Genomic DNA, 26,353 nt, shown 5'->3' with positions numbered 1-26,353 from the left:
CCTACGCTTCGATCGGGGCTGCCGGGTCGATGAACCGGTCGTAGCCCTCGTCCTCGAGGCGGTCGGCCAGCTCGGCGCCGCCCTCTTCGACGATCTTGCCCGCGACGATCACGTGCACGAAGTCCGGGCGGATGTACCGCAGGATGCGCGTGTAGTGCGTGATGAGCAGCACACCGAGGTTCGTGGCCTCCTTGGCGCGGTTGACGCCCTCCGAGACGATCTTCAGCGCGTCGACGTCCAGACCGGAGTCGGTCTCGTCGAGCACGGCGAACTTCGGCTTGAGCACCTCGAGCTGCATGATCTCGTGACGCTTCTTCTCACCACCGGAGAAGCCCTCGTTGACGTTGCGCTGCGCGAACTTCGGGTCCATGCGCAGGTTCGACATGGCGCCCTTGACGTCCTTGGTCCACTGACGGATCGACGGCGCCTCGCCGTCGATGGCCGTCTTCGCGGTGCGCAGGAAGTTCGTCACCGTGACCCCGGGGATCTCCACCGGGTACTGCATCGCGAGGAACAGACCCGCGCGGGCCCGCTCGTCGACGCTCATCTCGAGCACGTCCTCACCGTCGAAGGTGATCGTGCCGCTGGTGACGGTGTACTTGGGGTGACCGGCGATCGTGTAGGCCAGGGTCGACTTGCCCGAGCCGTTGGGGCCCATGATGGCGTGCGTCTCACCGGTGTTGATGGTGAGGTCGATCCCGTTGAGGATCGGCGTCTCGCCCTGGTCGGTCTCGACCGTTACGTGCAGGTCGCGGATCTCGAGAACAGACATTCAGACTTCCTTAATGACAGTGGGGTCGATGAGCACGTCGTCGCCGTCGATCGTGACGACGTAAACAGGGACGGGCTCGTAAGCGGGGAGGTTGAGGGGGTGGCCGGTCTCGAGCGAGAACGCCGAGCCGTGTGCCCAGCATTCGAGCGTCTTGCCCTCCACGAAGCCCTCGGCGAGGGAGATGTCACCGTGCGTGCAGCGGTCGCCGATCGCGTGGATCTCGTCATCGGCGTCCTTGACGATCGCGATGGCGACGTCGTCGATGACCACGCGCAGCGGCGTGTCCTGCTCGAGTTCGCCGACACCGCATGCGCGCTGCGCGGTCACTTGTCCACCGCCGCGAGCTCGGCCTCGACGGCCGTGAGCAGTTCCTCCTGCACTGAGGGGATGCCGATGCGCTGGATGACCTCGGTGAGGAATCCGAACACCACCAGGCGACGGGCCTCGTCTTCGGTGATGCCACGGGCCTGCAGGTAGAACAGCTGCTCATCGTCGAAGCGCCCCGTGGCGCTGGCGTGACCGGCGCCGGCGATGTCACCGGTCTCGATCTCGAGGTTCGGGATCGAGTCGGCGCGAGCCCCCTCGGTCAGCACCAGGTTGCGGTTCGCCTCGTACGAGTCGGTGCCCACCGCGTCGGGTCCGATCAGCACGTCGCCGATCCACACGCTGTGCGCGCTCGCGCCGTTCAGCGCGCCCTTGTAGAGCACATCGCCGGTGGTGTGGGCGCCCTTGTGGTGCAGGTAGACCTGACTCTCGAAGTGCTGACCCGCATCGGCGAACGACAGCCCGTACAGGTAGCCGTGCGAACCGGTGCCGGCGAGTTCGACGTTCGGGTTCACCCGCACGATGCCGCCGCCGAGGCTGACGACGATGTGGGTGAGCTCGGCATCGCGGTCGACGCGCGCCTGGTGCGCCGACGCGTGGATCGCGTCGTCGTCCCACTGCTGCACGGTCACGAGCTTCAGCTTCGCGCCGTCGCGCACGATGATCTCGACGTTCTGCGCGTACTGCGCGCTGCCGGTGTGTCGCAGCACGACGGTCGAGACGCTGTGACGGCCCGCCTCGATCACGAGGTGGGCGTCGGCGCGACCGCCGGTGCCGTCGATGCTCACGACGATCGGCTCGTCGATCTCTTCGTCATTCGGGATGCTCAGGTGCAGGGCATCCGGTGCACCCTGCCACGCCACCGCCGCGACGATGTCCTCGGGCGTGAAGAACTCGCCGCGCGGCGCGGTGCCGTGTGCGAGAGCCGGGGCGACGTACTGCGGGTGGCTGAAGGTGTAGCCGACACCCTCGCCCTCGGCGGTCTCGAACAGCGGCTTCAGCTGCGCGACCGGGGTGTGCTTCCAGTTGACCTCACGGCCGGTGGGCACGCCGAAGTCGTCGGGATCGAACGACCGGGGCCGCTCGGAGCGGGTCTGCACCGGCACGAAGCCGGCGTCCTGCACCTGGGCGGCGGGGTCGATGTGCGCGTTCGTCTGCGGCGCCAGCTCGGGCGCCTGTGTGGGGGCCGTCATCAGCCGACCGATCCTTCCATGCCCATCTCGATGAGCTTGTTCAGTTCCATCGCGTACTCCATCGGCAGCTCGCGCGCGATCGGCTCGATGAAGCCGCGCACGATCATCGCCATCGCCTCGGTCTCCTCGATGCCGCGCGACTGCAGGTAGAAGAGCTGCTCGGCGCTGACCTTCGAGACGGTGGCCTCATGACCGAGCTGCACGTCGTCGACGCGGATGTCGATCGAGGGATACGTGTCGGAGCGCGACTGGGTGTCGACGAGCAGAGCATCGCAGACCACCGAGTTGGCGGAGTGGTGTGCCGCGGGATCGACCCGCACCTCGCCGCGGTAGCCGGAGCGTCCGCCACCGCGGGCGATCGACTTCGAGACGATCGACGACTGGGTGTACGGCGCCATGTGCACCATCTTCGCGCCGGCATCCTGGTGCTGCCCCGGACCGGCGAAGGCGACCGAGAGCGTCTCGCCCTTGGCGCGCTCGCCCATCAGGTAGATCGACGGGTACTTCATCGTCACCTTGGAGCCGATGTTGCCGTCGACCCACTCCATGGTCGCGCCCTCGTGAGCGACGGCGCGCTTGGTGACCAGGTTGTAGACGTTGTTGGACCAGTTCTGGATGGTCGTGTACCGCACGCGGGCGTTCTTCTTCACGATGATCTCGACGACCGCCGAGTGCAGCGAGTCCGACTTGTAGATCGGCGCCGTGCAGCCCTCGATGTAGTGCACGTAGCTGCCTTCATCGGCGATGATCAGCGTGCGCTCGAACTGGCCCATGTTCTCGGTGTTGATGCGGAAGTAGGCCTGCAGCGGGATCTCGACGTGCACGCCCTTGGGGACGTACACGAACGATCCGCCCGACCAGACGGCGGTGTTCAGCGCGGCGAACTTGTTGTCGCCGGAGGGGATCACGGTGCCGAAGTACTCCTCGAAGAACTCGGGGTGCTCGCGCAGCGCCGTGTCGGTGTCCATGAAGATGACACCCTGCTCCTCGAGGTCCTCGCGGATCTGGTGGTACACCACCTCGGACTCGTACTGCGCGGCCACACCGGCGACGAGGCGCTGACGCTCGGCCTCGGGGATGCCGAGGCGCTCGTAGGTGTTCTTGATGTCGTCGGGGAGCTCCTCCCACGACTGCGCCTGCTTCTCGGTGGAGCGGACGAAGTACTTGATGTTGTCGAAGTCGATCTCGCTGAGGTCGGCGCCCCAGGTCGGCATCGGCTTGCGCCCGAAGAGCGACAGGCCCTTGAGGCGGGTCTTCAGCATCCATTCGGGTTCGCTCTTCAGCGCGGAGATGTCACGCACCACGGCCTCGGAGAGACCGCGACGGGCGCTGGCGCCCGCGGCGTCGGCGTCATGCCAGCCGAATTCGTACACCCCCAGACTGTCCAGTTCCGGGCGGTCGATCAGCACATCCGACATGACACACTCTCCTCAACACGGGCCCAGACGGTGTCATCCGCCCCGGCACATCAGGTTCCCCGTCGAGTCTTCAGGGATTGGATGCCGCTCATGGGCCCTCATCATCAGCGCGGAACACGCGCCTAAACTGTAGGTGATGGATTTCGCGCTGTGCGCCTCCCTCACCACCATCCGATTCTACAGGTTCCGCCTGACAGACGGGCCGCGCCCGCTGACCCTCGGCCGGAACCGGAGGTCCCATGACTGACATCGTCGCGCCCGAGACGACTCCCGCTCCCACCGGCTGGCGAGACCGCTTCTTCGCCTGGATGCCGCGCGAGGTCGACGCGCGCGTGCGCGTGTTCGCGTGGCTCTCGTTCATCTTCGAGGTCTTCATCATCGGCACGGGCGGCGCCGTGCGCCTGACCGGCTCGGGGCTCGGATGCTCGGAGTGGCCGCTCTGCACCCCCGAGTCCCTCGTGCCGACACCCGAACAGGGCATCCACGGCATCATCGAGTTCGGCAACCGCACCATCACCGGCGTCGTGGGCATCCTCGCCATCGTCGTGCTGCTGTTCACGCTGCACATCGTCGGGGGCCGACGTGCCTTCACGACCGCACTCTGGTTCGCGCTCGGCGGGATCGGCGCCGGGTGCGTCCTGTATGCGATCGCCACGGTCGCCGGACACGACGAGCTCGCCTTCCCCGCATTCGCCGCGGGGCTCCTGCTGGTCGCCGTCCTCGCCGCAGTGCAGTCGATCCGCACCATCACCGGTCGCCGCGACCTGCCCGTGCTGGCGTGGATCGTGCTCGTCGGCGTCATCGCCCAGGCGTTCGTCGGGGGCGTCACGGTGCTCACCGGCCTGAACCCGCTGATCGTCGGATTCCACTACGTGGCGTCCCTGGCGCTGGTCTGCGTGACCGCTGCCTTCCTGGTGCGGATGCGCGAAGACCAGGGCCCGCGTGAGCGCACGGCGCCGACGTGGTTCATGATCCTGTCGCACGTCACCGGTCTGGCACTGGCGATGACGATCTTCGTGGGCGTGCTGACGACCGGGTCAGGGCCGCACTCCGGCGATGCGAACGTGATCCGCACCGGCTTCGACGCCTCGGTGCTCGCCCACGTGCATTCCTGGCCCGGATACATCCTCACCGGCCTAGTGTTGGTGCTGCTGGTGAGCGCATTGCTGCTGCGACTTCCGGTGCGCAACTGGCTGATCGTGCTCCTGGCGGCGATCGCCGTGCAGGTGCTGGTCGGCGTGTGGCAGGCGCGCGACGGTCTTCCCGCCCTGCTCGTCGGCATCCACATGGTGCTGGCGGCTCTCACCGCCGCGACCTACACGGTCGTGATGCTGAAGCTCAAGCGCCCCGTCGAGTGACGTCGCCGGTCAGAACGGCAGCAGCGGGTCGACCGCGACGGCGAGGAAGATCAGCGTCAGATACGTGATCGACGCGTGGAACACCCGCATCGGGCGCGCCTCGTCGCCATGCACGGCGCGGTTGTAGAGGCGGTGCGACTCGTAGATGAACCAGCCGCCGAACACCAGGGCCGAGACCGTGTACACCAGTCCCATGTGCGCGACGGGCACGAGCAGCAGCGAGCACGCGACGGTCGCCCAGGCGTAGAGGATCACCTGCAGGCCCACCTGCGAGGGCGAGCGGGTGACGCCGAGCATGGGGACGTCGACGTCGTCGTAGTCGTTCTTGTACTTCATCGACAGCGGCCAGTAGTGCGCGGGGGTCCACAGGAAGACCAGCACGAACAGCACGATCGGCGGCCAGGCGAAGGAGCCGGTCACCGCGGTCCAGCCGATCAGCACCGGGAAGCAGCCGGCGATGCCGCCCCAGATGATGTTCTGCTCGGTGCGTCGCTTGAGGATCATCGTGTAGATCACGACGTAGAAGAAGATCGCTCCGGCCGAGAGCGCGGCGGCGAGCCAGTTCGTGGTCAGCAGCAGCCAGACGGTCGACACCACGGCGAGCACCCACGAGAACACCAGGGCGCCGCGCGGTGAGACCTCTCCGGTCACCAGCGGCCGGTTCACGGTGCGCTTCATGTGCACATCGATGTCGCGATCGAGGTACATGTTGAACGACGCCGCGGACCCGGCGCTCATGGCGCCGCCGATCACGGTCGCGATCACGAGCCAGAAGTCGGCCCAGACGAAGGCCCTGCCGCCCATCGCGAGGATCATGACGGGCACGGTGGAGACGAGCAGCAGCTCCATCACCCTGGGCTTGGTGAGTGCGATGTAGCCGCGGATCTTCTGGCCGACCGAGTGGGTGGTCCCGGTGGTCTGCGATGTCGTCGAGATCGCGATCGCCTCCTTCTGCGCGTGCGTAGGCAAACTCCGTCCATTCTATGTCACCCGGCGTGTCGCGCCCCGCTACCGGCATGCGTCCCATTCCGCGGCAACCAACCGCAACACACCCGCACCGTCGGGCAGCGCGCCGGTATGCTGAGACCACTCGCGCGCCCGGCGCTGTGCAGCTCATCCGTGACGACGCGGACCGCGCAGGAACATGGGGCGCCTTCGCATACGTCAGAAGGAGTATGGCCGTGACAGAACTGCAGTGGGAAGACATCGACCGGCGCGCGGTGGACACGGCGCGTGTACTCGCGGCCGACGCCGTCGAGAAGGTGGGCAACGGACACCCCGGAACGGCGATGAGTCTCGCTCCCGCGGCATATCTGCTCTATCAGCGGGTGATGCGCCATGACCCGGCTGACACGCACTGGATCGGCCGTGACCGCTTCATCCTGTCGGTGGGCCACTCCTCCCTCACCCAGTACGTGCAGCTGTATCTGGGCGGTTTCGGTCTCGAGTTGAACGATCTCGAGTCGCTGCGCACCTGGGGCTCCAAGACGCCAGGGCACCCCGAGTTCGGTCACACCGACGGCGTCGAGATCACGACCGGCCCGCTGGGTCAGGGCCTCGCCTCGGCCGTCGGGTTCGCGTACGCCGCACGGTACGAGCGCGGGCTGTTCGATCCGGATGCCCCGGCAGGGACGAGTCCGTTCGACCACTTCGTCTACACGGTCGCCGGTGACGGCGACCTGCAGGAGGGTGTGACGAGCGAGGCATCCTCGCTGGCCGGCCACCAGCAGCTGGGCAACCTGATCGCCATCTACGACTCGAATCAGATCTCGATCGAGGACGACACGAACGTCGCCTTCACCGAGGACGTCGCGGCCCGCTACGAGGCGTACGGCTGGCACGTGCAGACGGTCGATTGGAAGAAGACCGGCGAGTACGTCGAGGACGTCGCCGAGCTGCACGCCGCGATCGAGGCGGCCAAGGGCGAGCAGTCCAAGCCCTCGCTGATCATCCTCAAGACCATCATCGGCTGGCCGTCCCCCGGCAAGCAGAACACCGGCAAGATCCACGGTTCGGCGCTGGGCGCCGATGAGCTTGCCGCCACGAAGAAGGTGCTCGGCTTCGATCCCGAACAGCACTTCGTCGTCGCGGACGACATCCTCGCCCACACCCGCGCGCTCGGTGAGCGCGCGGCCGAGGAGCGTGCGCAGTGGCAGCGCTCCTTCGATGAGTGGGCGGCCGCCAACCCCGACCGCAAGGCGCTGCTGGACCGCATCGATGCCCACGAGCTGCCCGACGGCATCGCCGACGCGCTTCCGTCGTTCGAGGCGGGCAAGGACGTGTCGACCCGCGCCGCATCCGGTCAGGTCATCAACGCCCTCGCGGAGCAGCTGCCCGAGCTGTGGGGCGGCTCGGCGGATCTCGCCGAGTCGAACCTCACCACCATCAAGGGCGCACCGTCGTTCATCCCGCAGGAGTGGTCGACGCACGAGTGGGCGGGTGACCGCTACGGCCGGGTAATGCATTTCGGCATCCGCGAGCACGCCATGGGCGCGATCGTCAACGGCATCGTGCTGCACGGCCCCACGCGCGCGTTCGGCGGCACGTTCCTGATCTTCAGCGATTACATGCGCCCCGCCGTGCGCCTGTCGGCGCTGATGAACATCCCGAGCATCTTCGTGTGGACGCACGACTCGGTCGCCCTCGGTGAGGACGGGCCGACGCACCAGCCCATCGAGCAGCTCGCCTCGCTGCGACTGATCCCGAACTTCACTGTCGCCCGGCCGGCGGATGCCAACGAGACCGCCGCGGTGTGGCTCGAGGTGCTGCGCCGCCACGGCGGACCCACGGGCATCGCCCTCACCCGTCAGAACATCCCGGTGTTCGAGCGAGGCGACGGCGCGGCCACCGGCGACGTGCTCGCGTCGGCCGCGGGTGCGGTCAAGGGCGCGTATGTGCTCGCCGAGGCTCCCGGCGGCACGCCGGACGTGATCATCATCGCCACGGGCTCCGAGGTGCAGCTCGCCGTCGCCGCGCGCGAGTCGCTCGCGGCGGAGGGCATCGGCGTGCGCGTGGTGTCGGCGCCGTCGCTGGAGTGGTTCGCCGAGCAGGACGACGCCTACCGCGAGTCGGTGCTGCCGGCGTCCGTCACGGCGCGTGTCTCGGTCGAGGCCGGCTCGGTCGGCGGCTGGCGCGAGATCGTCGGCGACCGCGGACGCTCGGTCGGCATCGACCACTTCGGCGCGTCCGCCGATTACAAGACGCTGTTCGAGAAGTTCGGCATCACCACCGAGGCGGTCGTCGAAGCGGCCCGCGAGAGCATCAAGGAGAACAACGCATGAGCACCCCCACCGCACAGCTTTCCGCAGCCGGCGTCAGCATCTGGCTCGACGATCTCTCACGCACCCGCATCGCGTCGGGCAACCTGCAGCAGCTGATCGACACCCGCAACGTCGTCGGCGTCACCACGAACCCGACGATCTTCGCGAACGCCATCACCGACGAGAACGACACCTCGTACGATGCGCAGGTGCACGAGCTCGCCGCCTCGGGGGCATCCGCCGAGGACGCCGTCTTCGCTGCCACGACCCAGGACGTCCGCGCGGCACTGGACGTGTTCCGCCCGGTGTGGGAGGCCACGAACCACGTCGATGGACGCGTGTCGATCGAGGTCTCACCCGACCTCGCACACGACACCGAGGGAACCGTCGCGCAGGCCAAGGAGCTGTGGGACCGCGTCGACCGTCCGAACCTGCTGGTGAAGATCCCCGCCACCAAGGCCGGACTCCCCGCCATCACCGAGGCCATCGGCGCCGGGATCAGCGTCAACGTCACGCTGATCTTCAGCCTGGAGCGTCATGAGGCCGTGATCGACGCCTACCTCGCCGGACTGGAGAAGGCGAAGGATGCGGGCATCGACCTGTCGACGATCCACTCCGTCGCCTCGTTCTTCGTCTCCCGCGTCGACACCGAGACCGACAAGCGCCTCGCCGCCATCGGCACCGACGAGGCCCTCGCGCTCAAGAGCAAGGCAGGGCTCGCCAACGCCCGCCTCGCCTACGAGCTGTTCGAGAAGAAGTTCGCCGAGCAGCGTGCCCAGGACCTCATCGCCGCCGGCGCCAACCTGCAGCGGCCGCTGTGGGCATCCACGGGCGTGAAGGACCCGGACCTGCCCGACACGCTCTACGTCACCGAACTGGTCGCGCCGGGGGTCGTGAACACGATGCCCGAGAAGACCCTCGAGGCGACCTTCGACCACGCCGTCATCGACGGCGACACCGTCACCTCGACGTACGCCGACGCCCACCGGGTGTTCGCAGACCTCAAGGCCGTCGGCGTCGACTTCGACGACGTCACCCAGGTCCTCGAGGACGAAGGCGTCGCCAAGTTCATCGATTCGTGGCACGGTCTGCTCACGCAGGTCGCCGAGGGGCTGGAAGCCGCGCGATGACCGTCGCGGTGCACGTGTCGGGCGACGCCAAGGCGGCCGTCGACGAACTCGTGCCCGGCCTGGTGGCCTCCCTCGTCGCGTCGCGCCTCACGGCCGGCGACGATGATCTCTGGGGTGAGGATGCCAGGGCCGAGGCGGCCGTCCGACTCGGCTGGGTCGAGGCCGTGTCGGTCTCGCGTCCGCTCGTCGCCGAGATCGTCGCCCTGCGCGACGATCTCGCCGCGCGCGGCGTCAGCCGCGTGGTGCTGGCGGGCATGGGCGGGTCGTCGCTCGCCCCCGAGGTGATCGCGAACACCGAGGGCGCACGCCTGACCGTGCTCGATTCGACCGCCCCGGCGCAGGTGCTCGACGCCATCGACGACGACCTGCGCGATACCGTGCTGGTCGTGTCGTCCAAGTCGGGATCCACGATCGAGACCGACTCGCAGCGCCGTGCCTTCGAAGCGGCCTTCACCGACCTGGGCATCGATCCGACCGAGCGCATCGTCGTCGTGACCGATCCGGGTTCCCCGCTGGACGCGTCTGCCCGCGAGGCCGGATATCGCGTGTTCAACGCCGACCCGAACGTCGGCGGACGGTACTCGGCGCTCACCGCCTTCGGTCTGGTTCCCGCAGGTCTCGCCGGCGTCGACATCGCCGAACTGCTCGACGAGGCGGAGGCCTCGATGCTGCAGTTCGCGGTCGATGCCGCCGACAACCCGGCGCTGCGTCTCGCCGCGGCGATCACCGGCACCGCGCCGCGGCGCGACAAGCTGGGGCTGATCACCGACGGCACGCACATCGAGGGGCTGCCCGACTGGATCGAGCAGCTGATCGCCGAGTCGACCGGCAAGGGCGGCACGGGCATCCTCCCCGTCGTGCTGCTGCCGGTCTCGCCCGAGCTCGAGTCGCGCCCCGCAGATCTGCGGATCGTGCGTCTCGTGGACGACGCCGACGAGTTCCATCTCACGGAGCGGCATCCCGGAGAGATCCTCGTCAGTGGAACGCTGGGTGCGCAGTTCCTGCTGTGGGAGTACGCGACCGCGATCGCGGGCCATCTGCTGGGCATCAACCCGTTCGATCAGCCCGACGTGGAGTCTGCCAAGACCGCTGCTCGAGGCCTGCTCGATGCGCGCCCTGAGCAGGTCGCCCCCGCCTTCGTGCAGGACGGCATCGAGGTGCGCGCCTCGGATGCCGCACTCACCGAGTCGGGCACGATCGAAGGTGTGATGGATGCCCTCTGGGCCCGCCTGGAGGCGGATGGCTACGTGTCTGTGCAGGCGTACGTCGACCGCGGCACCATGTCACAGCTGCAGGGTCTGCGCGAGATGGTGGCCGCCGATTCGGGCCGCCCGACCACGTTCGGCTGGGGACCGCGATTCCTGCACTCGACCGGCCAGTACCACAAGGGCGGACCGGCGCAGGGCGTGTTCCTGCAGATCCTCGAGCGCACCGATGTCGACCTGGAGATCCCCGGCCGCCCGTTCACCTTCGGTCAGCTGATCGAGGCACAGGCCGCCGGCGATGCGGCAGTGCTCGCCGAGCACGGCCGCCCCGTCGTGTCCCTGACCATCACGGATGCCGCCGATGACGTGCTGGCTCTGTTCGAAGCCGCGCAGTAGCTCCTCCCGATCACTTGGAGAGATCCCCCACCGATGACTGTCCCCATCTCCCGCGGACGCAATCCGCTCCGCGACGCCGATGATCGCCGTCTGAACCGCATCGCGGGGCCCAGTGCCCTGGTGATCTTCGGCGTCACCGGCGATCTGTCGCGCAAGAAGCTCATGCCCGCCGTGTACGACCTGGCCAATCGCGGTCTGCTTCCCCCCGGCTTCGCGCTGGTCGGATTCGCCCGGCGAGACTGGGAGGACCAGGACTTCGCGCAGGTCGTGTACGAGGCCGTCAAGCAGCACGCGCGCACCGAGTTCCGTGAGGAGACCTGGCAGCAGCTGCTGCAGGGCATCCGGTTCGTGCAGGGAACGTTCGACGATGCTGACTCGTTCCGCAGGCTGCGCGAGACCGTCGAGAAACTCGACGTGGAGCGCGGCACCATGGGCAACCACGCGTTCTACCTGTCGATCCCGCCGAAGGACTTCCCCACGGTCGCCCGACAACTCAAGGAATCGGGTCTGGTCGGCGAGGACGACGACGACTCGTGCTGGCGACGCGTCGTGATCGAGAAGCCGTTCGGCGATGACCTCGAGTCGGCACGCACGCTGAACAAGGCACTGGAAGTCGCCTTTCCCGCCGACTCGATCTTCCGCATCGACCACTACCTCGGCAAGGAGACGGTGCAGAACATCCTCGCGCTGCGCTTCGCGAACGAGCTGTACGAACCGATCTGGAACCGCAACCACATCGACCACGTGCAGATCACCATGGCCGAGGACATCGGCGTGGGCGGCCGTGCCGGCTACTACGACGGCATCGGCGCGGCGCGCGATGTGATCCAGAACCATCTGCTGCAGCTGCTCGCACTCACCGCGATGGAGGAGCCGATCAGTCTCTCGGCCGAGCACCTGCGGGCGGAGAAGGAGAAGGTGCTCGCCGCGGTGCAGCTGCCCGCCGACCTCTCGCACGCCGCGGCGCGCGGACAGTACGCCGGCGGCTGGCAGGGCGGCGAGAAGGTGAACGGCTTCCTCGAAGAGGACGGCATGAACCCGCAGTCGACCACCGAGACCTACGCCGCACTGAAGCTCGAGATCGCAACCCGCCGCTGGGCGGGAGTGCCGTTCTACCTGCGCACCGGAAAGCGACTCGGCCGCCGCGTGACCGAGATCGCCGTCGTCTTCAAGCGCGCACCTCAGCACCTTCTGGGTCGCACCTCGGAACTCGGCCAGAACGCGCTCGTGATCCGTGTTCAGCCGAACGAGGGCGTCACCATCCGGTTCGGATCGAAGGTCCCCGGCGCGGGCACCCAGGTGCGCGACGTCACCATGGACTTCGGCTACGGGCACGCCTTCACCGAGGCGAGCCCCGAGGCGTACGAGCGTCTGATCCTCGACGTCCTTCTGGGAGATCCGCCGCTGTTCCCCCGACACGAAGAGGTGGAGCTGTCGTGGAAGATCCTCGACCCGATCGAGGAGTACTGGGCAGGTCTCGACACGCCCCCTGAGCAGTACGCCCCCGGCTCGTGGGGGCCGGCATCGGCCGATGCGCTGCTCGCCCGCGACGGACGAGTCTGGAGACGCCCGTGATCATCGACCTATCCGACACGACGGTCAGCCAGGTCGCCAAGCAGCTGGTGAACGTGCGCGAGGAGGGTGGTGCCGTGGCCCTCGGCCGGGTGCTGACCCTGATCATCGCCGCGCGCAACGGCGTGGCGGAGGCCGCCATCGATGCTGCGAACGACGCATCGCGCGAGCATCCGATGCGCGTCATCGTCCTCACCATCGGCGAGGGTCCTGCGCGTCTCGACGCGCAGATCCGCGTGGGTGGCGACGCCGGCGCCAGCGAGGTGGTGGTGCTGCGCGCCTACGGCGAAGCCGCGAGCAACACCGAGAGCCTCGTGACCGGCCTGCTGCTGCCGGACGCCCCTGTCGTCGTGTGGTGGCCTGAGGACGCACCGGCGGACGCCGCCGCCTCTCCCCTCGGCCGCATGGCGCAGCGCCGCATCACCGACGCCGCCACGGCGACCGACGTGCGCGAACGACTCTCGCTGCTCGGTCACACACACACCCCTGGCGACACCGATCTCGCGTGGACCCGGTTGACGCACTGGCGCGAGCAGCTCGCAGCCGTGCTCGATCAGCCGCCGTTCGAGCCGGTCACCGCTGCCGAGGTGCGCGGCGCGGCGGCCTCACCGTCGACCGCCCTGCTGGCCGCCTGGCTGCAGATGGCGCTCAAGGTGCCGGTGACGTGGTCGTACGACGATCCTGAGGAGTGGCAGGAGGGCATCAAATCGGTGCGGCTCAGCCGCGCAGAGGGCGACATCCTGCTGGAGCGCCCGTCATCGTCGGTGGCCGTCCTGACCCAGCCCGGCCAGCCCGATCACGAACTGCATCTGCCGCGCCGCACGCTGCGCGAGTGCCTCGCCGAGGAATTGCGCCGGCTGGACGCCGATCTGCTCTACGGTCGAGTCATCACCGACGGCTGGTCGCTGCTCGGGCCGCCGGAACGAGGGGAATGAGCGGATGGACGTGCAGGGGACGATGAAGTCGGTCGTCGTGGAGCCGACGCCCGCCGCCCTGGCGGCGCGCGTCGCCGACCGGTTCCTGTCGCGATTGATCGCCCGCACCCGCAACGGACGCATCGCGCACGTGTGCCTGACCGGCGGCTCGATGGGCGGCGCGGTGCTCGCCGCGACGGCCGACGACCCGCGCGTCGCCGACATCGACTGGTCGCTGGTGCACTTCTGGTGGGGCGACGAGCGCTTCGTCGAGCGTGACAGCGCCGACCGCAACTCACTGCAGTCACGCACCGCGCTGCTCGATCGCATCCCGGTCCCTGCCGAGAACATCCACGAGGTCGCCGCACCGTCGGACGGCCTGACCCTCGACGAGGCCGCGCGGGCATACGCCGACGAACTCGCCCGCTTCGGCGCCAAGGGCGAGGCGTGGCCCTCGTTCGCGGTGTGCTTCCTCGGTGTCGGCCCCGACGGACACATCGCCTCGCTGTTCCCCGACCGGCCCGAGGTGACGGTGACCGACGTCGCCGCACTGCCGGTGCGCGACTCCCCCAAGCCGCCCTCTGAGCGCGTCACGCTCACCCGCCCGGTGCTGAACGCCTCGAAGCGGGTCTGGCTGGTGCTCACCGGCGCCGACAAGGCGTCAGCGCTGGGTCTCGCCCTCGCCGGAGCGAGCTACGCCGGTGTGCCGGCGGCCGGCGCGAAGGGGCGACGACGCACCGTCTTCTTCGTCGACGAGGCCGCCGCAGCCGAGGTCTCCCCCGACCTCATCGACCGCGACTACTGATCGGGCAGCTCGGTCCCTGAGCCTGCCGAAGGGGCTGACTCCGGCTGGGTCCCTGAGCTCGTCGAAGGGCCTGATCCTGTCGAAGGGCCTGAGCCCGTCGAAGGGCCGCTGCTGCCGCGCTTGATGCGCAGCTCCTGGCTCTCGCTGAGCACCTGCGGGTGATAGCGCGCCAGCCCGAACACGCCCCATACCGCGATCGCACCCGCGACGCCGAACATGATGAGAACCCACAGCGGCGCCGCGTCGGCCTCGCCCAGCACCAGGGCGCCGATCAGCACCGCGACGATCGGGTCGATGACGGTGAGTCCGGCGATCACCAGGTCGGGCGGGCCCGAGCTGTAGGCGGTCTGCACGAAGTACGCGCCGACCGCTCCCGCGGCCAGCAGCGCGATCAGGCAGACGAAGGTGAGCCAGTCGAAGTTCTGCGCCTGGATGCGGCTGATGATGGCCTTGGCGAGCGTGGCGACGAAGCCGTAGAGGATGCCCGCCCCGGTGACGTAGAACATCGCGCGCATGCGGTGACGCAGGATCAGCCAGCACGCGCCGAAGACGATGATCACCAGCAGCAGGATCGTGAGGATCATGAACAGGTCCTGATCGCTGATCTCACGCTCGACGGCGTACAGCGCGGCCAGGCCGACGAACAGGAAGATGCCGCCGATGCACGCCACGATCGCGATGACCGATCTGCGGGTGGGCGTGTGCCCCGAGATCCGTGCGTTGAGCAGCGTCGTGATGACCAGCGCAACGGCACCGAGCGGCTGGACCACGATCAGGGGCGCCACCGCGATCGCGCTCAGCTGGCAGACGATCGCCAAGCCCAGCATGAGCGTGCCGATGATCCACGACGGTCGGGTGAGCAGCGCCTTCAGCTGCGTGCCGCTCAGACCGGTCGTTCCCTCGACGCCGGTGATGCGCTCGACCTTCTCGACGCCACGGTGCTGATACTGCGCACCGAGCGACATGAAGACGGCCCCGGCGAGGGCGAGCGGGATGCCGAGGAGCAGACCCGGGTTCGCGAACACCCCGACCAGCTGATCGCTGACGTCGACTGCGAACTCCGCCCCATGTTGCACCGTCCCACCCTACCTGGCGCGGCGGGGCCAGTAGGGTTGTGGCGTGGCTGTTCTTCCGATCCGCATCATGGGCGACCCTGTTCTGCACTCCCCGGCAGGCGAGGTGACCGAGGTGACGGACGAGATCCGCGCCCTGGTCGCCGACATGTACGAGACGATGGACCTCGCCCCCGGAGTCGGCCTCGCCGCTCCGCAGGTGGGCGTCGGACTGCGCATCTTCGTGTACTCGTACGTCGACGACGACGAGCAGCCGTGGCGCGGCGAGATCATCAACCCGGTGCTGTGGATGGCTCCCCTCGAGCCGGGAGCCCCTGATCCCGATGAGGAGTCGGAGGGATGCCTGTCGTTCCCCGGCGAGCGGTTCGCACTGCGGCGCTCCGAGCGCGTGCTCGTGACGGGCACCGACCTCGACGGTGCGCCCGTGCGCATCGAGGTGGACGGCTGGCGGGCGCGCATCATGCAGCACGAGTTCGACCACCTCGACGGGGTGCTGTACGTCGACCGCCTCTCGGACGGCGACTGGAAGACCGTTCAGAAGATCGCGCGCAAGCGCGGATGGTCGCGCGGCGGTCACAGCTGGATGCCCGGCGTCGACGACCTCGAGGGAGCCTGACCCCTAGCCGGTTGGCACAGAGAAGGCAAAGTTGCCGCATAGCTTCGGGCGCGGATAGCGTGCTGTGGCAGGCATTCGGATGCTCGCGCATCACCAATTTTCAACCTGAAGGTCGGCGACTGCAAGCTGACCGACGGCGGCGCCGAGGTGCAGGCCACGGATGTCGTGCCGTGCGATGAGCCGCACGACGAAGAGGTCTACTTCGAGTTCGGGCTGGAGGGCGACGAGTTCCCCGACGCCGAGACGATCGAGACCGCGGTCTTCGAGACCTGCATCCCGGAGTTCGAGCAGTACGTCGGCATCGCCTGGCAGGACTCCGCTCTCGACATCCGCTGGCTGGAACCGTCGGCCGAGACCTGGGAGCATCTCGATGATCGCATCGTGCAGTGCATCATCGTCGACGGCGCGGGCGGAAAGCTCGACGCGTCGATGAAGGGCGCCGAGATCTGACGGATATGACGGAGGCAGGACCATGAGAACACCCATTCGCATCGGCATCGTCGGCTACGGAAACCTCGGCAGGGGTGTCGAGCGCGCGCTCACGCTCAATCCCGACATGCGGCTCATCGGCGTCTTCACCCGACGCGATCCCGCCTCCGTCGCCACCCTGTCCCCGTCCACCGCCGTGCACCCGATCGACGCCCTCGACGCGCAGACCGACGACATCGACGTGCTGATCCTGTGCGGTGGGTCCAAGAGCGATCTTCCCGAGCAGACCCCGGCACTGGCATCCGTCTTCTCGGTCGTCGACAGCTTCGACACGCATGCGCGCATCCCCGCGCACTTCGCGGCGGTCGACGCCGCCGCCCGCGCGGCGGGCACGAGCGCGATCATCTCCACCGGCTGGGACCCGGGCCTGTTCTCGCTGCAGCGTCTGTACGACGAGGCGATCCTGGCGCAGGGTCAGACCTACACGTTCTGGGGTCGTGGCCTCAGCCAGGGGCATTCGGATGCGGTCCGCCGCGTGCCGGGGGTGGCTGCCGGGGTGCAGTACACGATCCCCTCCGAGGACGCGATCGCCAGGGTGCGGGCCGGCGAGGACCCGGAGCTCAGCACGCGCGAGAAGCACACCAGGGAGTGCTTCGTGGTGCTCGAGGACGGAGCGGATGCGGATGCCGTGCGCGAGACGATCGTGACGATGCCCGACTACTTCGAGCCCTACGACACCACGGTGCACTTCATCTCGGCCGACGACCTGGCCCGCGATCACGCCGGCGTCCCGCACGGCGGCTTCGTGATCCGCAGCGGCACAACCTCCGACAGCACCGCACAGAGCATGGAGTTCCGGCTCGCGCTGGAGTCGAACCCCGAGTTCACGGCCAGCGTGCTCGTCGCCTACGCGCGCGCTGCGGCTCGACTGGCGCACGCCGGAGACCACGGCGCGAAGACGCCGTTCGACATCGCCCCCGGCCTGCTCTCGCCGAAGTCGCCGGAGCAGCTGCGCGCCGAGCTGCTCTGACCGCCGCGCTCGGTCCGGCCCACGCTCGGTCCGGCCCACGCTCGCACGACGAAGCCCCGATCCATTCGGATCGGGGCTTCTGTGGCTCCCCCGGTTGGACTCGAACCAACAACCTGCCGGTTAACAGCCGGCTGCTCTGCCAATTGAGCTACAGGGGAATGTGCCCGCCGTGCGGGCAACTCCCCCAGCTTAGCAAACTCCGCGCCGTGCTCTGAACACCGGAGGGCACCCGGGCGTGGCGGGTTCAGCGCAGCGAATCGGCCTCGGCATTGGGGGCCCACAGCAGGTTGCGCCCGACCCCGCGGGCGACCACGTGACCCCCGCGCAGCATGAGCGTCTCCGCGTCGAGCTCGCGGATGAAGTCGGCGTTGTTGGTCACCAGCAGCGCCGCCATCGCCCGCTCTGTGCGACGCCTCGTGATCGCGTCGAACACGACCGGTCGCACTTCGAGATCGAGGTTGGCGAGCGGCTCGTCGGCGATCAGGACGTGCGGTTCGAGCATGAGCGCACGGGCGATGGCGACGCGCTGGCGCATGCCGGCGCTCAGCTCGTAGGGGAACTTCGTCGCCGCCCCGAGTGGCAGGTGCAGCTCGTCGAGCAGCGCCGCCACCCGCAGCTGCAGGGCCCTGGTATTGACCTTCTTCTCGCGTGAGGTGATCGGCTCGGAGATCACCTCGCCGACGGTGAGTCGCGGCGGCAGAGCCGCGCCGGCGCCCTGCGGCAGATGGCCTGTCAGCGCGGTCAGCACCCGACGCCGTCGGCCCGGTCGCCGCACGTTGACACCGCACACCTCGGCCCGCCCTCCGGCGACCTTCAGCGATGCATCGCCCATGCCGGCCAGCGCCGTGACCAGCGAGGACTTGCCCGAGCCGGTCGGTCCTCCGATGCACATGAGCTCTCCGGGCCGCAGGGTGAACGTCACGCCGTCGACGGCCCTGGTGACCCCGCCGTGGCCGACCCTGTCGATGACGAGGTCATGGCAGTCGATCGCGGCGTCGGTGTCAGCGGGCATGAGTCCATCCTGCCCGCTTCCGCCGACGGATGCTCACGATTCGACGAATCGCATCCGCTCCGCGTCGACATCGCGCAGCCGCATGCGAAGTGCACGGCCTCCGTCGGAGTCAGCCGGCACCCGCTGCACCGCGCCGAGCAGCTCGTGCTTCTCGCGCTCGATGCCGCGCAGGATCAGCCGACGGCACATGTCGGTGGCCGACGTCAGCGCTCCGGCCTCGTCGCGTGCGGGGAACGGCATCATCAGCAGCTCACCCGCCAGCGACCGGTACGGCTCGCGCACGGCATCCGCGGCCGCCGTCGCCCAGCCGACGCGCGTGCGGTCGGCGACGGATGCCACCGACTCGCGCACCGCCTCGAGAGCGGGATGCCGGAACGGCTCGGTCAGCGCACGGGTCAGCAGCGCCTCATCGATGCGATGCCCGTACTGCAGCACCCCCATCAGCGCGTCGCGCTCGAGCGCGACCTCCGCAGTGCGCGGCAGGTCGCGCAGCCGCACCGAGGGCACGGCGTCGGCATCCGGCGCCGGCGACGGCTCCGACCTCGGATGCTGCTGCTCGCGCCCCCCGCGCATCTCGCGCTGCACCTGCTGGTGCACCGTGGTCGGGTCCATGCCCAGGCGGCGGGCGAGCACGCGCTCGTAGCCGGGACGCAGCAGCTCATCGCGGATCTCAGCGACGATCGGGGCCGCGGCGCGCAGTGCGCCGACCTGACCCTCCACCGTCGCGAGATCGTAGGACGCGAGCTTGCGGTCGATGGCGAACTCGAACATGGGCACCTTGGCGTCCATCAGACCGCGCACGGCGGCATCCCCGCGCTGCAGGCGCAGGTCGCAGGGGTCGAGACCGTCGGGCGCCACGGCGACGAAGGTCTGGGCTGTGAAGCGCGAGTCCTCGGAGAACGCGCGCAGCGCGGCCTTCTGCCCCGCCTCGTCGCCGTCGAACGTGAACACCACCTCGCCGGCGGCCGAGTCATCGCCCATCACACGCCGGAGCACCTTGATGTGCTCGGCGCCGAAGGCGGTGCCGCAGGTCGCGATGGCGGTCGTGACCCCGGCCAGGTGACACGCCATCACATCGGTGTACCCCTCGACCACGACCACCCGGCGCGGATCGCCGCGTGCGATGTCGCGCTTGGCCAGATCGAGACCGTAGAGCACCTGCGCCTTCTTGTAGATCGGCGTCTCGGGGGTGTTCAGGTACTTCGGGCCCTGGTCGTCGTCGTACAGCTTGCGGGCGCCGAAGCCGATGGTCTGCCCCGTCACGTCGCGGATCGGCCACACCACCCGCCCGCGGAACCGGTCGTACACGCCGCGCTGTCCCGCCGAGACGAGCCCGGCCGCGCTGAGCTCCTCACGTGTGAAGCCCTGAGCGGTCAGGGCCCTGGTCATGTTCTCCCAGCCGCGCGGCGCGTATCCGACCCCGAAGTGCGCGGCGGCGCCGGCGTCGAAGCCGCGCTCACCGAGGAAGCGCCGCGCGCTCTCGGCCTCGGGACTCAGCAGCTGCGAGCGGAAGTACTCCCCCGCCGCCGTGTTGGCGGCGTACAGCCGGCTGCGGCCACTGGTCTCAGGGGCCGCTCCCCCGTCCTCGTAGTGCAGCGGGTAGCCGATGCGGCCGGCAAGACGCTCGACGGCCTCGGTGAAGCTGACATGATCCATCTCGCGCAGGAACGAGTAGACATCGCCGGACGCCCCGCAGCCGAAGCAGTGGTAGTACCCCACCTGCGGGCGCACATGGAAGCTCGGACTCTTCTCGTCGTGGAAGGGGCACAGGCCCTTGAGCGATCCCACGCCGGCGGACTTCAGCGCCACGCGCTCACCGACGATGTCGGCGATGTTCGTGCGCGTCTTGACCTCTTCGACGTCAGCCTGCAGGATGCGGGGCATCAGCGCGCCCCTTCGCCGACCACCTGCGGCTGGTGCGGCGCACGGCGGTGTCCGCCCGGTCGCGCATGACGCGGTGTCCAGATGCCGACCTCAGCCGGGTCGATCTCGCCGACGAGGCGGTTGTGCCAGTCGACGGCCGTCTGGTCGGTCAGGCTGGCGACCTGATCGACGACGACTCGTGCACGACCGGCATCCGACGTCGCCGCGAGGAAGTCCGCCTCGAAGGCCGGCTCGAGCACGTCTGCGCTGGCAGACCAGAGCGCGTCCGTCGACCACAGCGCATCGGCGAGACGCGTCAGCACCCGACGCTGCTCCTTGTACACGCCTCGACGCGCGTCGAGCGTCACGATCGCCTGGCCCATGATGCCCTTGAGCACGGCGATCTCGATCTCGACCACACGCGGAACGACCACGTGCGCACTGTACCGGGCGAGCGAATCGCCGGGATACGCCTCGCGCGTCGCCGTGACCGCTGCTCGCGCGAAGCGGCCGATCAGGTCGCTGGTGAGGTTCTTCAGCTTCGCCAGGTCGCGACGCGAACGGTCGAACGACTTCAGCCACATCGGCTGCCGGGTGAGCCGGTACAGGCCGTCGGCGAGCTCCTCGCGGGTGTAGTCGTAGCCGACCCACTGCTGGATGCGTCCCACCAGCGGGTGGTGCTCCACCGGGTCGGACAGTCGCGCGACGTCGACGTAGCCGTTGACGATCGCATCCTCGAAGTCATGCACCGAGTAGGCGATGTCATCGGACAGGTCCATGATCTCGGCTTCGATGCACCGCAGGCGCCCCGGGGCACCCTCGCGCATCCAGCGGAAGACCGCCTCGTCCTCGGGGTACACGCCGAACTTCAGACGTCCACCCGGGTCGGGAACGGGGCTGTCGACGGTCCACGGATACTTGCAGGTGGCGTCGAGCGCGGCGCGGGTCAGGTTGAGTCCGACCGAGTGCTCATCGTCGTCGAGCACCTTCGCCTCGAGCCGGGTGAGGATGCGCAGGGACTGTGCGTTGCCCTCGAAGCCGCCGATGTGCTCGGCCCAGTCGTTCAGCGCGCGCTCGCCGTTGTGACCGAACGGCGGATGCCCGAGATCGTGGCTCAGGCAGGCGGTGTCGACCACGTCGGCCGACACGCCGAGCGCTTCGGCCAGCTCGCGTCCGACCTGCGCGACCTCCAGCGAATGCGTGAGCCTGTTGCGCGCGAAGTCGGCGGTGCTCGCCGGACTCAGCACCTGGGTCTTCGCGGCCAGGCGGCGCAGCGCCGCGGAGTGCAGCACCCGGGCGCGATCACGTGAGAAGTCGTCGCGCTCGGAGCGGTGCGTCTCAGCGAAGAACCGCTCCGCGTCGTGCGCGCCGTAACCTGCGACGAACGTCGCACCGGACACAGGGTCAGCCGCCATCGTTCTCGATCTCCGCACCGCGCATCATGTCGCCATCGCCTTCGCCGATGTCCCGCGAATCCAGCCAGCCCTCTGGAAGCACGGTGCGCTTGGGCGAACCGGCACGCCCGCGCTGTCCCTCGGCGCCGACGCCGGGATACGGGGAATCGCCCAGGGTTCCGAGCAGATCGTCGATCTCCTGCAGTGTGGATGCCTTGGTCAGCGCCGAGCGCAGCTCGCCGCCCACCGGATACCCCTTGAAGTACCAGGACACGTGCTTGCGCACGTCCTTGCAGCCGCGGTCCTCGTCCTCGAAGAACTCCACCAGCAGCTCCGCGTGCCGGCGGAACGCCGCGGCGACGAACTGCAGGGTCGCGTCGACCGGCGGCGCGACCGGCGCATCAGAAGGGCCGAGCGCCGCGGCGAGCTCACCGAACAGCCACGGCCGGCCAAGGCACCCGCGACCGACGACGACGCCGTCGGCACCGGTCTCGGCCAGCATGCGCACGGCGTCATCGGCCGACCAGATGTCGCCGTTGCCGAGTACGGGGATGCTGGTCACGGCCTGCTTCAGCTCGCCGATGGCGTTCCAGTCGGCGTGACCGGAGTAGTACTGCGATGCGGTGCGCGCGTGCAGTGCGACGGCCGCAGCGCCGGCATCCTCGGCGGCTCGTCCCGCGTCGATGAAGGTGAGGTGGTCGTCGTTTATCCCCTTGCGCATCTTGACCGTCAACGGCACGTCGCCGGCTGCCTTGACGGCGCGATCGACGATGTCTGCGAACAGGCCGATCTTCCACGGCAGGGCGGCACCGCCGCCCTTGCGGGTGACCTTCGGCACCGGGCACCCGAAGTTCAGGTCGATGTGATCGGCGCGGTCCTCGGCGACGATGATGCGCACAGCCTCGGCGATCGTCGCCGGGTCGACGCCGTAGAGCTGGATCGAACGCGGCGTCTCGGACTCATGGTGCTGGATGAGGCGCATGGTGATCGCGTTGCGCTCGACGAGCGCGCGCGACGTGATCATCTCGCTGACGTAGAGGCCCGCTCCGTACTCACGGCACAGCCGGCGGAAGGCGGTGTTGGTGATGCCCGCCATGGGCGCGAGCACCACCGGCACGTCGAGTTCGATCGGGCCGATGCGCAGGGCGGGTGCCTGCTCGGTGGCAGGAGCGAGTGCGGTGGCGACAGTCATATCCTGTCCATTCTCCCAGACTGCGCCGAGGGTGGGCTGTACCGACTTAGGCTGTGGATATGAGCGACTCCTCCGTACGCCAGATCCCCTTCCTCGATGCCTCCGGGGCCGAGCAGACCATCGACGGCACCGGCGCCGATGTGGCCCTGATCGTGAACGTCGCCTCGAAGTGCGGCAACACCCCGCAGTACGAGCAGCTCGAGGAGCTGCAGCGGATGTACGCCGACCGCGGATTCACCGTGCTCGGGTTCCCCTGCAACCAGTTCATGGGTCAGGAGCCCGGGTCGATCGAGCAGATCCTCGAGTTCTGCTCGACGACCTACGGTGTCACCTTCCCGATCGGCGACAAGGTGAAGGTCAACGGCCGTGGCGCGGCCGAGCTCTTCAAAGCGCTGAAGGAGACGCCCGATGCCAAGGGGGCGGCGGGCCGCGTGGAGTGGAACTTCGAGAAGTTCCTGGTCGGCGCCGACGGCTCGGTGCAGCGCTTCCGCCCCAAGCAGAAGCCGGACTCCCCCGAGGTCATCGCCGCCATCGAGGGCGCCCTCACCCGCTGAGGGTCCGGCGGAGCCGGTCAGGCATCGGCGGGCTGCTCAGCGCCCCGCTTGGCCCACAGGTCGCGCAGCACGTTCGTGAACGCCTCGGCGGGCTGGGCACCCGAGATGCCGTACTGCCCGTCGATCACGAAGAACGGCACGCCGGTGATCCCGTAGGCGCGGGCCTGGGCCTGGTCGGCGCGCACGGCGTCGAGGAACTCGTCGGCCTGCAGCGCCGCACGGGTCTCATCGGCGTCGAGCCCCACCTCTGCGGCCAGGGCAGCCAGATCCTCGATGCGTCCGACGTGCTTGCCCTCGGTGAAGTAGGCCGACATCAGTCGCTCTTCCATCTCGTGCTGCAGCCCCTTGCTCTTCGCGAAGTGCAGCAGCTCGTGCGCCTTGACCGTGTTGGTGTGCTTCAGCAGGTCGAAGCGGTATTCCAGCCCGGCCTGGGCGGCGACATCGGTGACGCGGGCCAGCATCTGCTCGACCTGCTCACGCGGCATGCCCTTGTGTCCGGCGAGGAAGTCGATCTCGTCACCGTCGAAGTCGACCGGCGTATCCGGCGAAAGCTCGAAGGAGTGGAATGTCACGGTGACCTGCGGCGCGTCCTCATCGGATGCTGTCGCGGCCAGTCCCGCTTCAAGATTGCGCTTGCCGATGTAGCACCACGGGCAGGCGATGTCGGACCAGATGTCGATCGAGATGGGTTCGCTCACATTCAGGGTCAACCACCGCGCGTCCGGATGTATTCCGTTGTTAGCATCAACGGGTGCTCACCGCCCGCGATCCGCTGCCGTCATCGCCCCGGCGGATTCTCGTCGCCGGGGTCTCCGGATCGGGCAAGACGACTCTGGCCCGGCGCATCGCCCACGCCCTCGATCTCCCGAACCACGAGCTCGACGCGCTGCATCACGGTCCTGGCTGGACGCCGCGAGCGTCGTTCCTCGACGATGTCCGCGCCTTCGCCGCGACTGACGGGTGGGTCAGTGAGTGGCAGTACACGGCCAAGGGCGTGAACGAGATCCTTCCGCCACGCGCGCAGCTCGTCGTCTGGCTCGACTATCCCGATCGGATCGTGCGCGCCCGGCTGTGGCGCAGAACCCTCGGCCGGAGCATCCTGCGCCGGGAGCTGTGGAACGGCAACCGCGAGCCGACCCTGTGGAAGCTCGCGATCACGACCGATCCCGAGGAGAACGTCCTCCGCTGGCAGACGCGGACACTGCATCGCTGGCGCGAGCGGATGCCCGCCCACCAGGCAGAGTTCCCGCACCTCACGATCGTGCGGCTGCGCCACCCGCGTGAGGTGGGCGCGTGGCTTCAGGCCGTCTCGTCCGGGGCATCCACCGCCCCGCCGAAACGACGGTCGCGCGACAGGTAGACCCCGATGGCGCGCCACAGCTCCTCCCGCGAGAAGTCGGGCCAGAGCGTATCGAGGAACACCATCTCGGCGTAGGCCGACTGCCAGAGCAGGAAGTTCGACGTGCGCTGCTCGCCCGAACTGCGCAGGAACAGGTCGACATCGGGCATCTCAGGCACGTACAGGTGCTTGCGCAGCTGCTTCTCGGTGATGGCGCTCGGCCGGAGCCGCCCCGACTTGACCTCTTCGGCCATCGAGCGCATGGCATCGAGCAGCTCGACTCTGCCGCCGTAGTTGACGCACATCGTCAGCGTCAGCACATCGTTGTCGCGGGTGAGCTGCTCGGCGAACTGCAGCTCCTTGATGACCGAGCCCCACAGTCGCGGCCTGCGTCCGGCCCACCGCACCCGCACGCCCCATTCGTTCAACTGGTCGCGGCGACGGTGCAGCACGTCGCGGTTGTACCCCATCAGGAAGCGCACCTCATCGGGTGAGCGCGCCCAGTTCTCGGTCGAGAACGCGTAGACCGACAGGTGCTTCACGCCCGCCTGGATGGCGCCGGCCACGACGTCGAGCAGCACCTCCTCACCGGCTTTGTGCCCCTCGATGCGGCTGAGCCCGCGGCGGTTCGCCCAGCGGCCGTTGCCGTCCATGACGATCGCGACATGGTTCGGCACGGTGGGAAACGGCGGCGGGGTCTTGCCCGTCCAGTCCAGCGGCCGGAACGGCACAGCGTCTTTGTGGGTGTAGGGCTTCGGTGTCACGGGGCTCCTGTCACGTGCTCGAGCGAGCGGATGCCGCGCTCGAGGTGGAACTGCGCGTAGGCGGCGATCGTGCCGGATGCCGCGGAGAGATCACCGTGCGCGGCGGTGTCGACCGTGGCCCAGTCGCCGCCCATGAGGGCGCGCAGCAGGGCGAGGGAGGATGCTGCGATGCGCGGGCTTCCGGCCGGTGCGCAGGCGTCGCACACCGACCCGCCCAGCGGCGCGCCGAAGTGGCGGTGCGGACCCGGTGCGGCGCAGCGGGCGCAGTCGTCGAGCGCGGGCGCCCAGCCCGACAGCGCCATCACGCGCAGCAGGTAGGAGTCGAGGATGCTGCGGGCGGCGTGCTCCCCGCGCGAGAGCGCGCGCAGTCCGCCGACGAGCAGCAGATACTGCTCGGAGGTCGCCTCGGCCTCGTTGAGCCGATCGGCGGTCTCGACCATGGCGCTGGCCGAGGTGAAACGCTCGTAGTCGACGGCGATGTCGGCACCGTAGGCACCGAGCGATTCGGCCTGCTGCACGATGTCGAGCGACCGTCCCTGGTACAGCTGCACATCGGCCACCATGAACGGCTCCAGCCGCGAGCCGAACTTCGATGAGGTGCGGCGCACCCCCTTGGCGACAGCCCGGATCTTGCCGTGACGCCGCGACAGCATCGTGACGATCCGGTCCGCCTCACCCAGCTTGTGGGTGCGCAGGACCACCGCTTCGTCTCGGTAGGTGGGCACGCAATGATTATCCCC

Annotated in this window: 25 protein-coding genes and 1 tRNA gene; 12 read left to right on the top strand and 14 right to left on the bottom strand. The window is 68.7% G+C overall.

The window, feature by feature from the left end; genetic code table 11:
• Position 1 precedes the first annotated feature (1 nt).
• The 4 genes from sufC to sufB are packed head-to-tail and all read right to left on the bottom strand — an operon-like array spanning position 2 to position 3,707.
• Entirely contained in the window at positions 2 to 772 is a 771-nt protein-coding gene (gene sufC, locus WDU99_RS01345; RefSeq protein WP_337330633.1) for a Fe-S cluster assembly ATPase SufC, read from the bottom strand.
• The gene (locus tag WDU99_RS01340) at positions 773 to 1,099 is read right to left on the bottom strand and encodes a non-heme iron oxygenase ferredoxin subunit (RefSeq protein ID WP_337330632.1); all 327 of its coding nucleotides are present in this window, start codon (positions 1,097 to 1,099) and stop codon (positions 773 to 775) included. It abuts the gene before it with no gap.
• Positions 1,096 to 2,289, bottom strand: coding sequence for a Fe-S cluster assembly protein SufD (sufD, locus tag WDU99_RS01335; protein WP_337330631.1), 1,194 nt, complete (start codon positions 2,287 to 2,289; stop codon positions 1,096 to 1,098). Before sufD ends, WDU99_RS01340 begins: the two co-directional genes overlap by 4 nt.
• Entirely contained in the window at positions 2,289 to 3,707 is a 1,419-nt protein-coding gene (gene sufB / locus WDU99_RS01330; protein WP_337330630.1) for a Fe-S cluster assembly protein SufB, read from the bottom strand. The genes sufD and sufB overlap by 1 nt, the downstream gene beginning before the upstream one ends.
• Before the next feature lie 239 nt (positions 3,708 to 3,946).
• On the opposite strand from sufB, the gene WDU99_RS01325 reads away from it, so the two are divergent.
• Complete coding sequence (locus WDU99_RS01325; protein WP_337330629.1) at positions 3,947 to 5,065, top strand: COX15/CtaA family protein; 1,119 nt, start codon at positions 3,947 to 3,949, stop codon at positions 5,063 to 5,065.
• Positions 5,066 to 5,074: 9 nt separating this feature from the next.
• Here the strand turns inward: WDU99_RS01325 and WDU99_RS01320 are convergent, their stop codons facing one another.
• A complete protein-coding gene (locus tag WDU99_RS01320; RefSeq protein WP_337330760.1) occupies positions 5,075 to 6,007 on the bottom strand; it encodes a heme o synthase in 933 nt (310 codons plus the stop codon).
• Between the two features lie 233 nt (positions 6,008 to 6,240).
• Here WDU99_RS01320 and tkt point away from each other — a divergent pair, with 233 nt between their 5' ends.
• From tkt to pgl, 6 genes are read left to right on the top strand one after another with little or no spacing between them, the layout of a single operon-like run.
• Positions 6,241 to 8,346, top strand: a complete 2,106-nt coding sequence (gene tkt / locus WDU99_RS01315) for a transketolase (RefSeq protein WP_420063963.1) — start codon at positions 6,241 to 6,243, stop codon at positions 8,344 to 8,346.
• The gene (gene tal, locus WDU99_RS01310) at positions 8,343 to 9,455 is read left to right on the top strand and encodes a transaldolase (protein WP_337330627.1); all 1,113 of its coding nucleotides are present in this window, start codon (positions 8,343 to 8,345) and stop codon (positions 9,453 to 9,455) included. Before tkt ends, tal begins: the two co-directional genes overlap by 4 nt.
• On the top strand, positions 9,452 to 11,056 hold the full coding sequence (locus tag WDU99_RS01305; protein ID WP_337330626.1) for a glucose-6-phosphate isomerase: 1,605 nt from the start codon (positions 9,452 to 9,454) through the stop codon (positions 11,054 to 11,056). Before tal ends, WDU99_RS01305 begins: the two co-directional genes overlap by 4 nt.
• Positions 11,057 to 11,089: 33 nt before the next feature.
• Positions 11,090 to 12,631 (top strand): glucose-6-phosphate dehydrogenase, encoded by a 1,542-nt coding sequence (gene zwf, locus WDU99_RS01300; protein ID WP_337330625.1) that lies wholly within the window; start codon positions 11,090 to 11,092, stop codon positions 12,629 to 12,631.
• Positions 12,628 to 13,563, top strand: coding sequence for a glucose-6-phosphate dehydrogenase assembly protein OpcA (locus tag WDU99_RS01295; protein ID WP_337330624.1), 936 nt, complete (start codon positions 12,628 to 12,630; stop codon positions 13,561 to 13,563). The genes zwf and WDU99_RS01295 overlap by 4 nt, the downstream gene beginning before the upstream one ends.
• Before the next feature lie 4 nt (positions 13,564 to 13,567).
• Positions 13,568 to 14,347, top strand: coding sequence for a 6-phosphogluconolactonase (gene pgl / locus WDU99_RS01290; RefSeq protein WP_337330623.1), 780 nt, complete (start codon positions 13,568 to 13,570; stop codon positions 14,345 to 14,347).
• Here pgl and WDU99_RS01285 read toward each other — a convergent pair.
• Positions 14,341 to 15,423 carry a multidrug DMT transporter permease gene (locus tag WDU99_RS01285; RefSeq protein WP_337330622.1) on the bottom strand — a complete coding sequence of 361 codons (1,083 nt, stop codon included), beginning with the start codon at positions 15,421 to 15,423 and terminating at the stop codon, positions 14,341 to 14,343. The genes pgl and WDU99_RS01285 overlap by 7 nt on opposite strands.
• A 43-nt stretch (positions 15,424 to 15,466) precedes the next feature.
• Between WDU99_RS01285 and def the strand changes: the two genes are divergently transcribed.
• Genes def through WDU99_RS01270 form a run of 3 tightly spaced genes read left to right on the top strand, consistent with a single transcriptional unit; the run spans position 15,467 to position 17,495 of the window.
• A complete protein-coding gene (gene def, locus WDU99_RS01280; protein WP_337330621.1) occupies positions 15,467 to 16,036 on the top strand; it encodes a peptide deformylase in 570 nt (189 codons plus the stop codon).
• Between the two features lie 54 nt (positions 16,037 to 16,090).
• Entirely contained in the window at positions 16,091 to 16,486 is a 396-nt protein-coding gene (locus WDU99_RS01275; protein ID WP_337330759.1) for a septum formation family protein, read from the top strand.
• A gap of 22 nt (positions 16,487 to 16,508) precedes the next feature.
• Positions 16,509 to 17,495, top strand: coding sequence for a diaminopimelate dehydrogenase (locus WDU99_RS01270; protein ID WP_337330620.1), 987 nt, complete (start codon positions 16,509 to 16,511; stop codon positions 17,493 to 17,495).
• An 82-nt stretch (positions 17,496 to 17,577) separates the two neighbouring features.
• Here WDU99_RS01270 and WDU99_RS01265 read toward each other — a convergent pair.
• The 5 genes from WDU99_RS01265 to dusB all read right to left on the bottom strand — a co-directional run bounded on the left by WDU99_RS01265 (position 17,578) and on the right by dusB (position 22,956).
• Positions 17,578 to 17,653 (bottom strand) — tRNA-Asn (locus WDU99_RS01265).
• Positions 17,654 to 17,739: 86 nt separating this feature from the next.
• Positions 17,740 to 18,507, bottom strand: coding sequence for an ATP-binding cassette domain-containing protein (locus WDU99_RS01260; protein WP_337330619.1), 768 nt, complete (start codon positions 18,505 to 18,507; stop codon positions 17,740 to 17,742).
• Positions 18,508 to 18,540: 33 nt separating this feature from the next.
• Positions 18,541 to 20,391: a DNA primase gene (dnaG, locus tag WDU99_RS01255; protein ID WP_337330618.1), complete on the bottom strand. Its 1,851-nt coding sequence runs from the start codon at positions 20,389 to 20,391 to the stop codon at positions 18,541 to 18,543.
• On the bottom strand, positions 20,391 to 21,785 hold the full coding sequence (locus WDU99_RS01250) for a deoxyguanosinetriphosphate triphosphohydrolase (protein WP_337330617.1): 1,395 nt from the start codon (positions 21,783 to 21,785) through the stop codon (positions 20,391 to 20,393). The genes dnaG and WDU99_RS01250 overlap by 1 nt, the downstream gene beginning before the upstream one ends.
• Positions 21,775 to 22,956 (bottom strand): tRNA dihydrouridine synthase DusB, encoded by a 1,182-nt coding sequence (dusB, locus tag WDU99_RS01245; RefSeq protein WP_337330616.1) that lies wholly within the window; start codon positions 22,954 to 22,956, stop codon positions 21,775 to 21,777. The genes WDU99_RS01250 and dusB overlap by 11 nt, the downstream gene beginning before the upstream one ends.
• A 59-nt stretch (positions 22,957 to 23,015) precedes the next feature.
• On the opposite strand from dusB, the gene WDU99_RS01240 reads away from it, so the two are divergent.
• On the top strand, positions 23,016 to 23,510 hold the full coding sequence (locus tag WDU99_RS01240) for a glutathione peroxidase (RefSeq protein WP_337330615.1): 495 nt from the start codon (positions 23,016 to 23,018) through the stop codon (positions 23,508 to 23,510).
• Between the two features lie 17 nt (positions 23,511 to 23,527).
• Here WDU99_RS01240 and WDU99_RS01235 read toward each other — a convergent pair whose 3' ends face one another.
• Positions 23,528 to 24,208: a DsbA family oxidoreductase gene (locus WDU99_RS01235; protein WP_337330614.1), complete on the bottom strand. Its 681-nt coding sequence runs from the start codon at positions 24,206 to 24,208 to the stop codon at positions 23,528 to 23,530.
• A 53-nt stretch (positions 24,209 to 24,261) separates the two neighbouring features.
• On the opposite strand from WDU99_RS01235, the gene WDU99_RS01230 reads away from it, so the two are divergent.
• Positions 24,262 to 24,870 carry a P-loop NTPase family protein gene (locus WDU99_RS01230; RefSeq protein WP_337330613.1) on the top strand — a complete coding sequence of 203 codons (609 nt, stop codon included), beginning with the start codon at positions 24,262 to 24,264 and terminating at the stop codon, positions 24,868 to 24,870.
• On the opposite strand, the gene WDU99_RS01225 is transcribed toward WDU99_RS01230, so the two are convergent.
• Both WDU99_RS01225 and recO read right to left on the bottom strand, forming a co-directional pair.
• Positions 24,810 to 25,613 (bottom strand): isoprenyl transferase, encoded by an 804-nt coding sequence (locus WDU99_RS01225; protein WP_337330612.1) that lies wholly within the window; start codon positions 25,611 to 25,613, stop codon positions 24,810 to 24,812. The two genes, WDU99_RS01230 and WDU99_RS01225, sit on opposite strands and share 61 nt — an antisense overlap.
• Positions 25,610 to 26,338: a DNA repair protein RecO gene (gene recO / locus WDU99_RS01220; RefSeq protein WP_337330611.1), complete on the bottom strand. Its 729-nt coding sequence runs from the start codon at positions 26,336 to 26,338 to the stop codon at positions 25,610 to 25,612. The genes WDU99_RS01225 and recO overlap by 4 nt, the downstream gene beginning before the upstream one ends.
• Positions 26,339 to 26,353: the final 15 nt, after the last annotated feature.

The organism is Microbacterium bandirmense (assembly GCF_037204185.1).
Lineage (GTDB): Bacteria > Actinomycetota > Actinomycetes > Actinomycetales > Microbacteriaceae > Microbacterium > Microbacterium bandirmense.
This window is presented reverse-complemented; position numbering and strand designations above follow the sequence as displayed.

Bases quoted from the DNA above. Each gene is read 5' to 3' on its own strand.
- zwf (WP_337330625.1), top strand. From the start codon at position 11,090: ATGACTGTCCCCATCTCCCGCGGACGCAATCCGCTCCGCGACGCCGAT.
- dusB (WP_337330616.1), bottom strand. From the start codon at position 22,956: ATGACTGTCGCCACCGCACTCGCTCCTGCCACCGAGCAGGCACCCGCC.
- WDU99_RS01305 (WP_337330626.1), top strand. From the start codon at position 9,452: ATGACCGTCGCGGTGCACGTGTCGGGCGACGCCAAGGCGGCCGTCGAC.
- WDU99_RS01260 (WP_337330619.1), bottom strand. From the start codon at position 18,507: ATGCCCGCTGACACCGACGCCGCGATCGACTGCCATGACCTCGTCATC.
- WDU99_RS01240 (WP_337330615.1), top strand. From the start codon at position 23,016: ATGAGCGACTCCTCCGTACGCCAGATCCCCTTCCTCGATGCCTCCGGG.
- tal (WP_337330627.1), top strand. From the start codon at position 8,343: ATGAGCACCCCCACCGCACAGCTTTCCGCAGCCGGCGTCAGCATCTGG.
- sufD (WP_337330631.1), bottom strand. From the start codon at position 2,289: ATGACGGCCCCCACACAGGCGCCCGAGCTGGCGCCGCAGACGAACGCG.
- sufB (WP_337330630.1), bottom strand. From the start codon at position 3,707: ATGTCGGATGTGCTGATCGACCGCCCGGAACTGGACAGTCTGGGGGTG.
- dnaG (WP_337330618.1), bottom strand. From the start codon at position 20,391: ATGCCCCGCATCCTGCAGGCTGACGTCGAAGAGGTCAAGACGCGCACG.
- tkt (WP_420063963.1), top strand. From the start codon at position 6,241: ATGGCCGTGACAGAACTGCAGTGGGAAGACATCGACCGGCGCGCGGTG.
- WDU99_RS01325 (WP_337330629.1), top strand. From the start codon at position 3,947: ATGACTGACATCGTCGCGCCCGAGACGACTCCCGCTCCCACCGGCTGG.
- pgl (WP_337330623.1), top strand. From the start codon at position 13,568: ATGGACGTGCAGGGGACGATGAAGTCGGTCGTCGTGGAGCCGACGCCC.
- WDU99_RS01270 (WP_337330620.1), top strand. From the start codon at position 16,509: ATGAGAACACCCATTCGCATCGGCATCGTCGGCTACGGAAACCTCGGC.
- WDU99_RS01250 (WP_337330617.1), bottom strand. From the start codon at position 21,785: ATGGCGGCTGACCCTGTGTCCGGTGCGACGTTCGTCGCAGGTTACGGC.
- sufC (WP_337330633.1), bottom strand. From the start codon at position 772: ATGTCTGTTCTCGAGATCCGCGACCTGCACGTAACGGTCGAGACCGAC.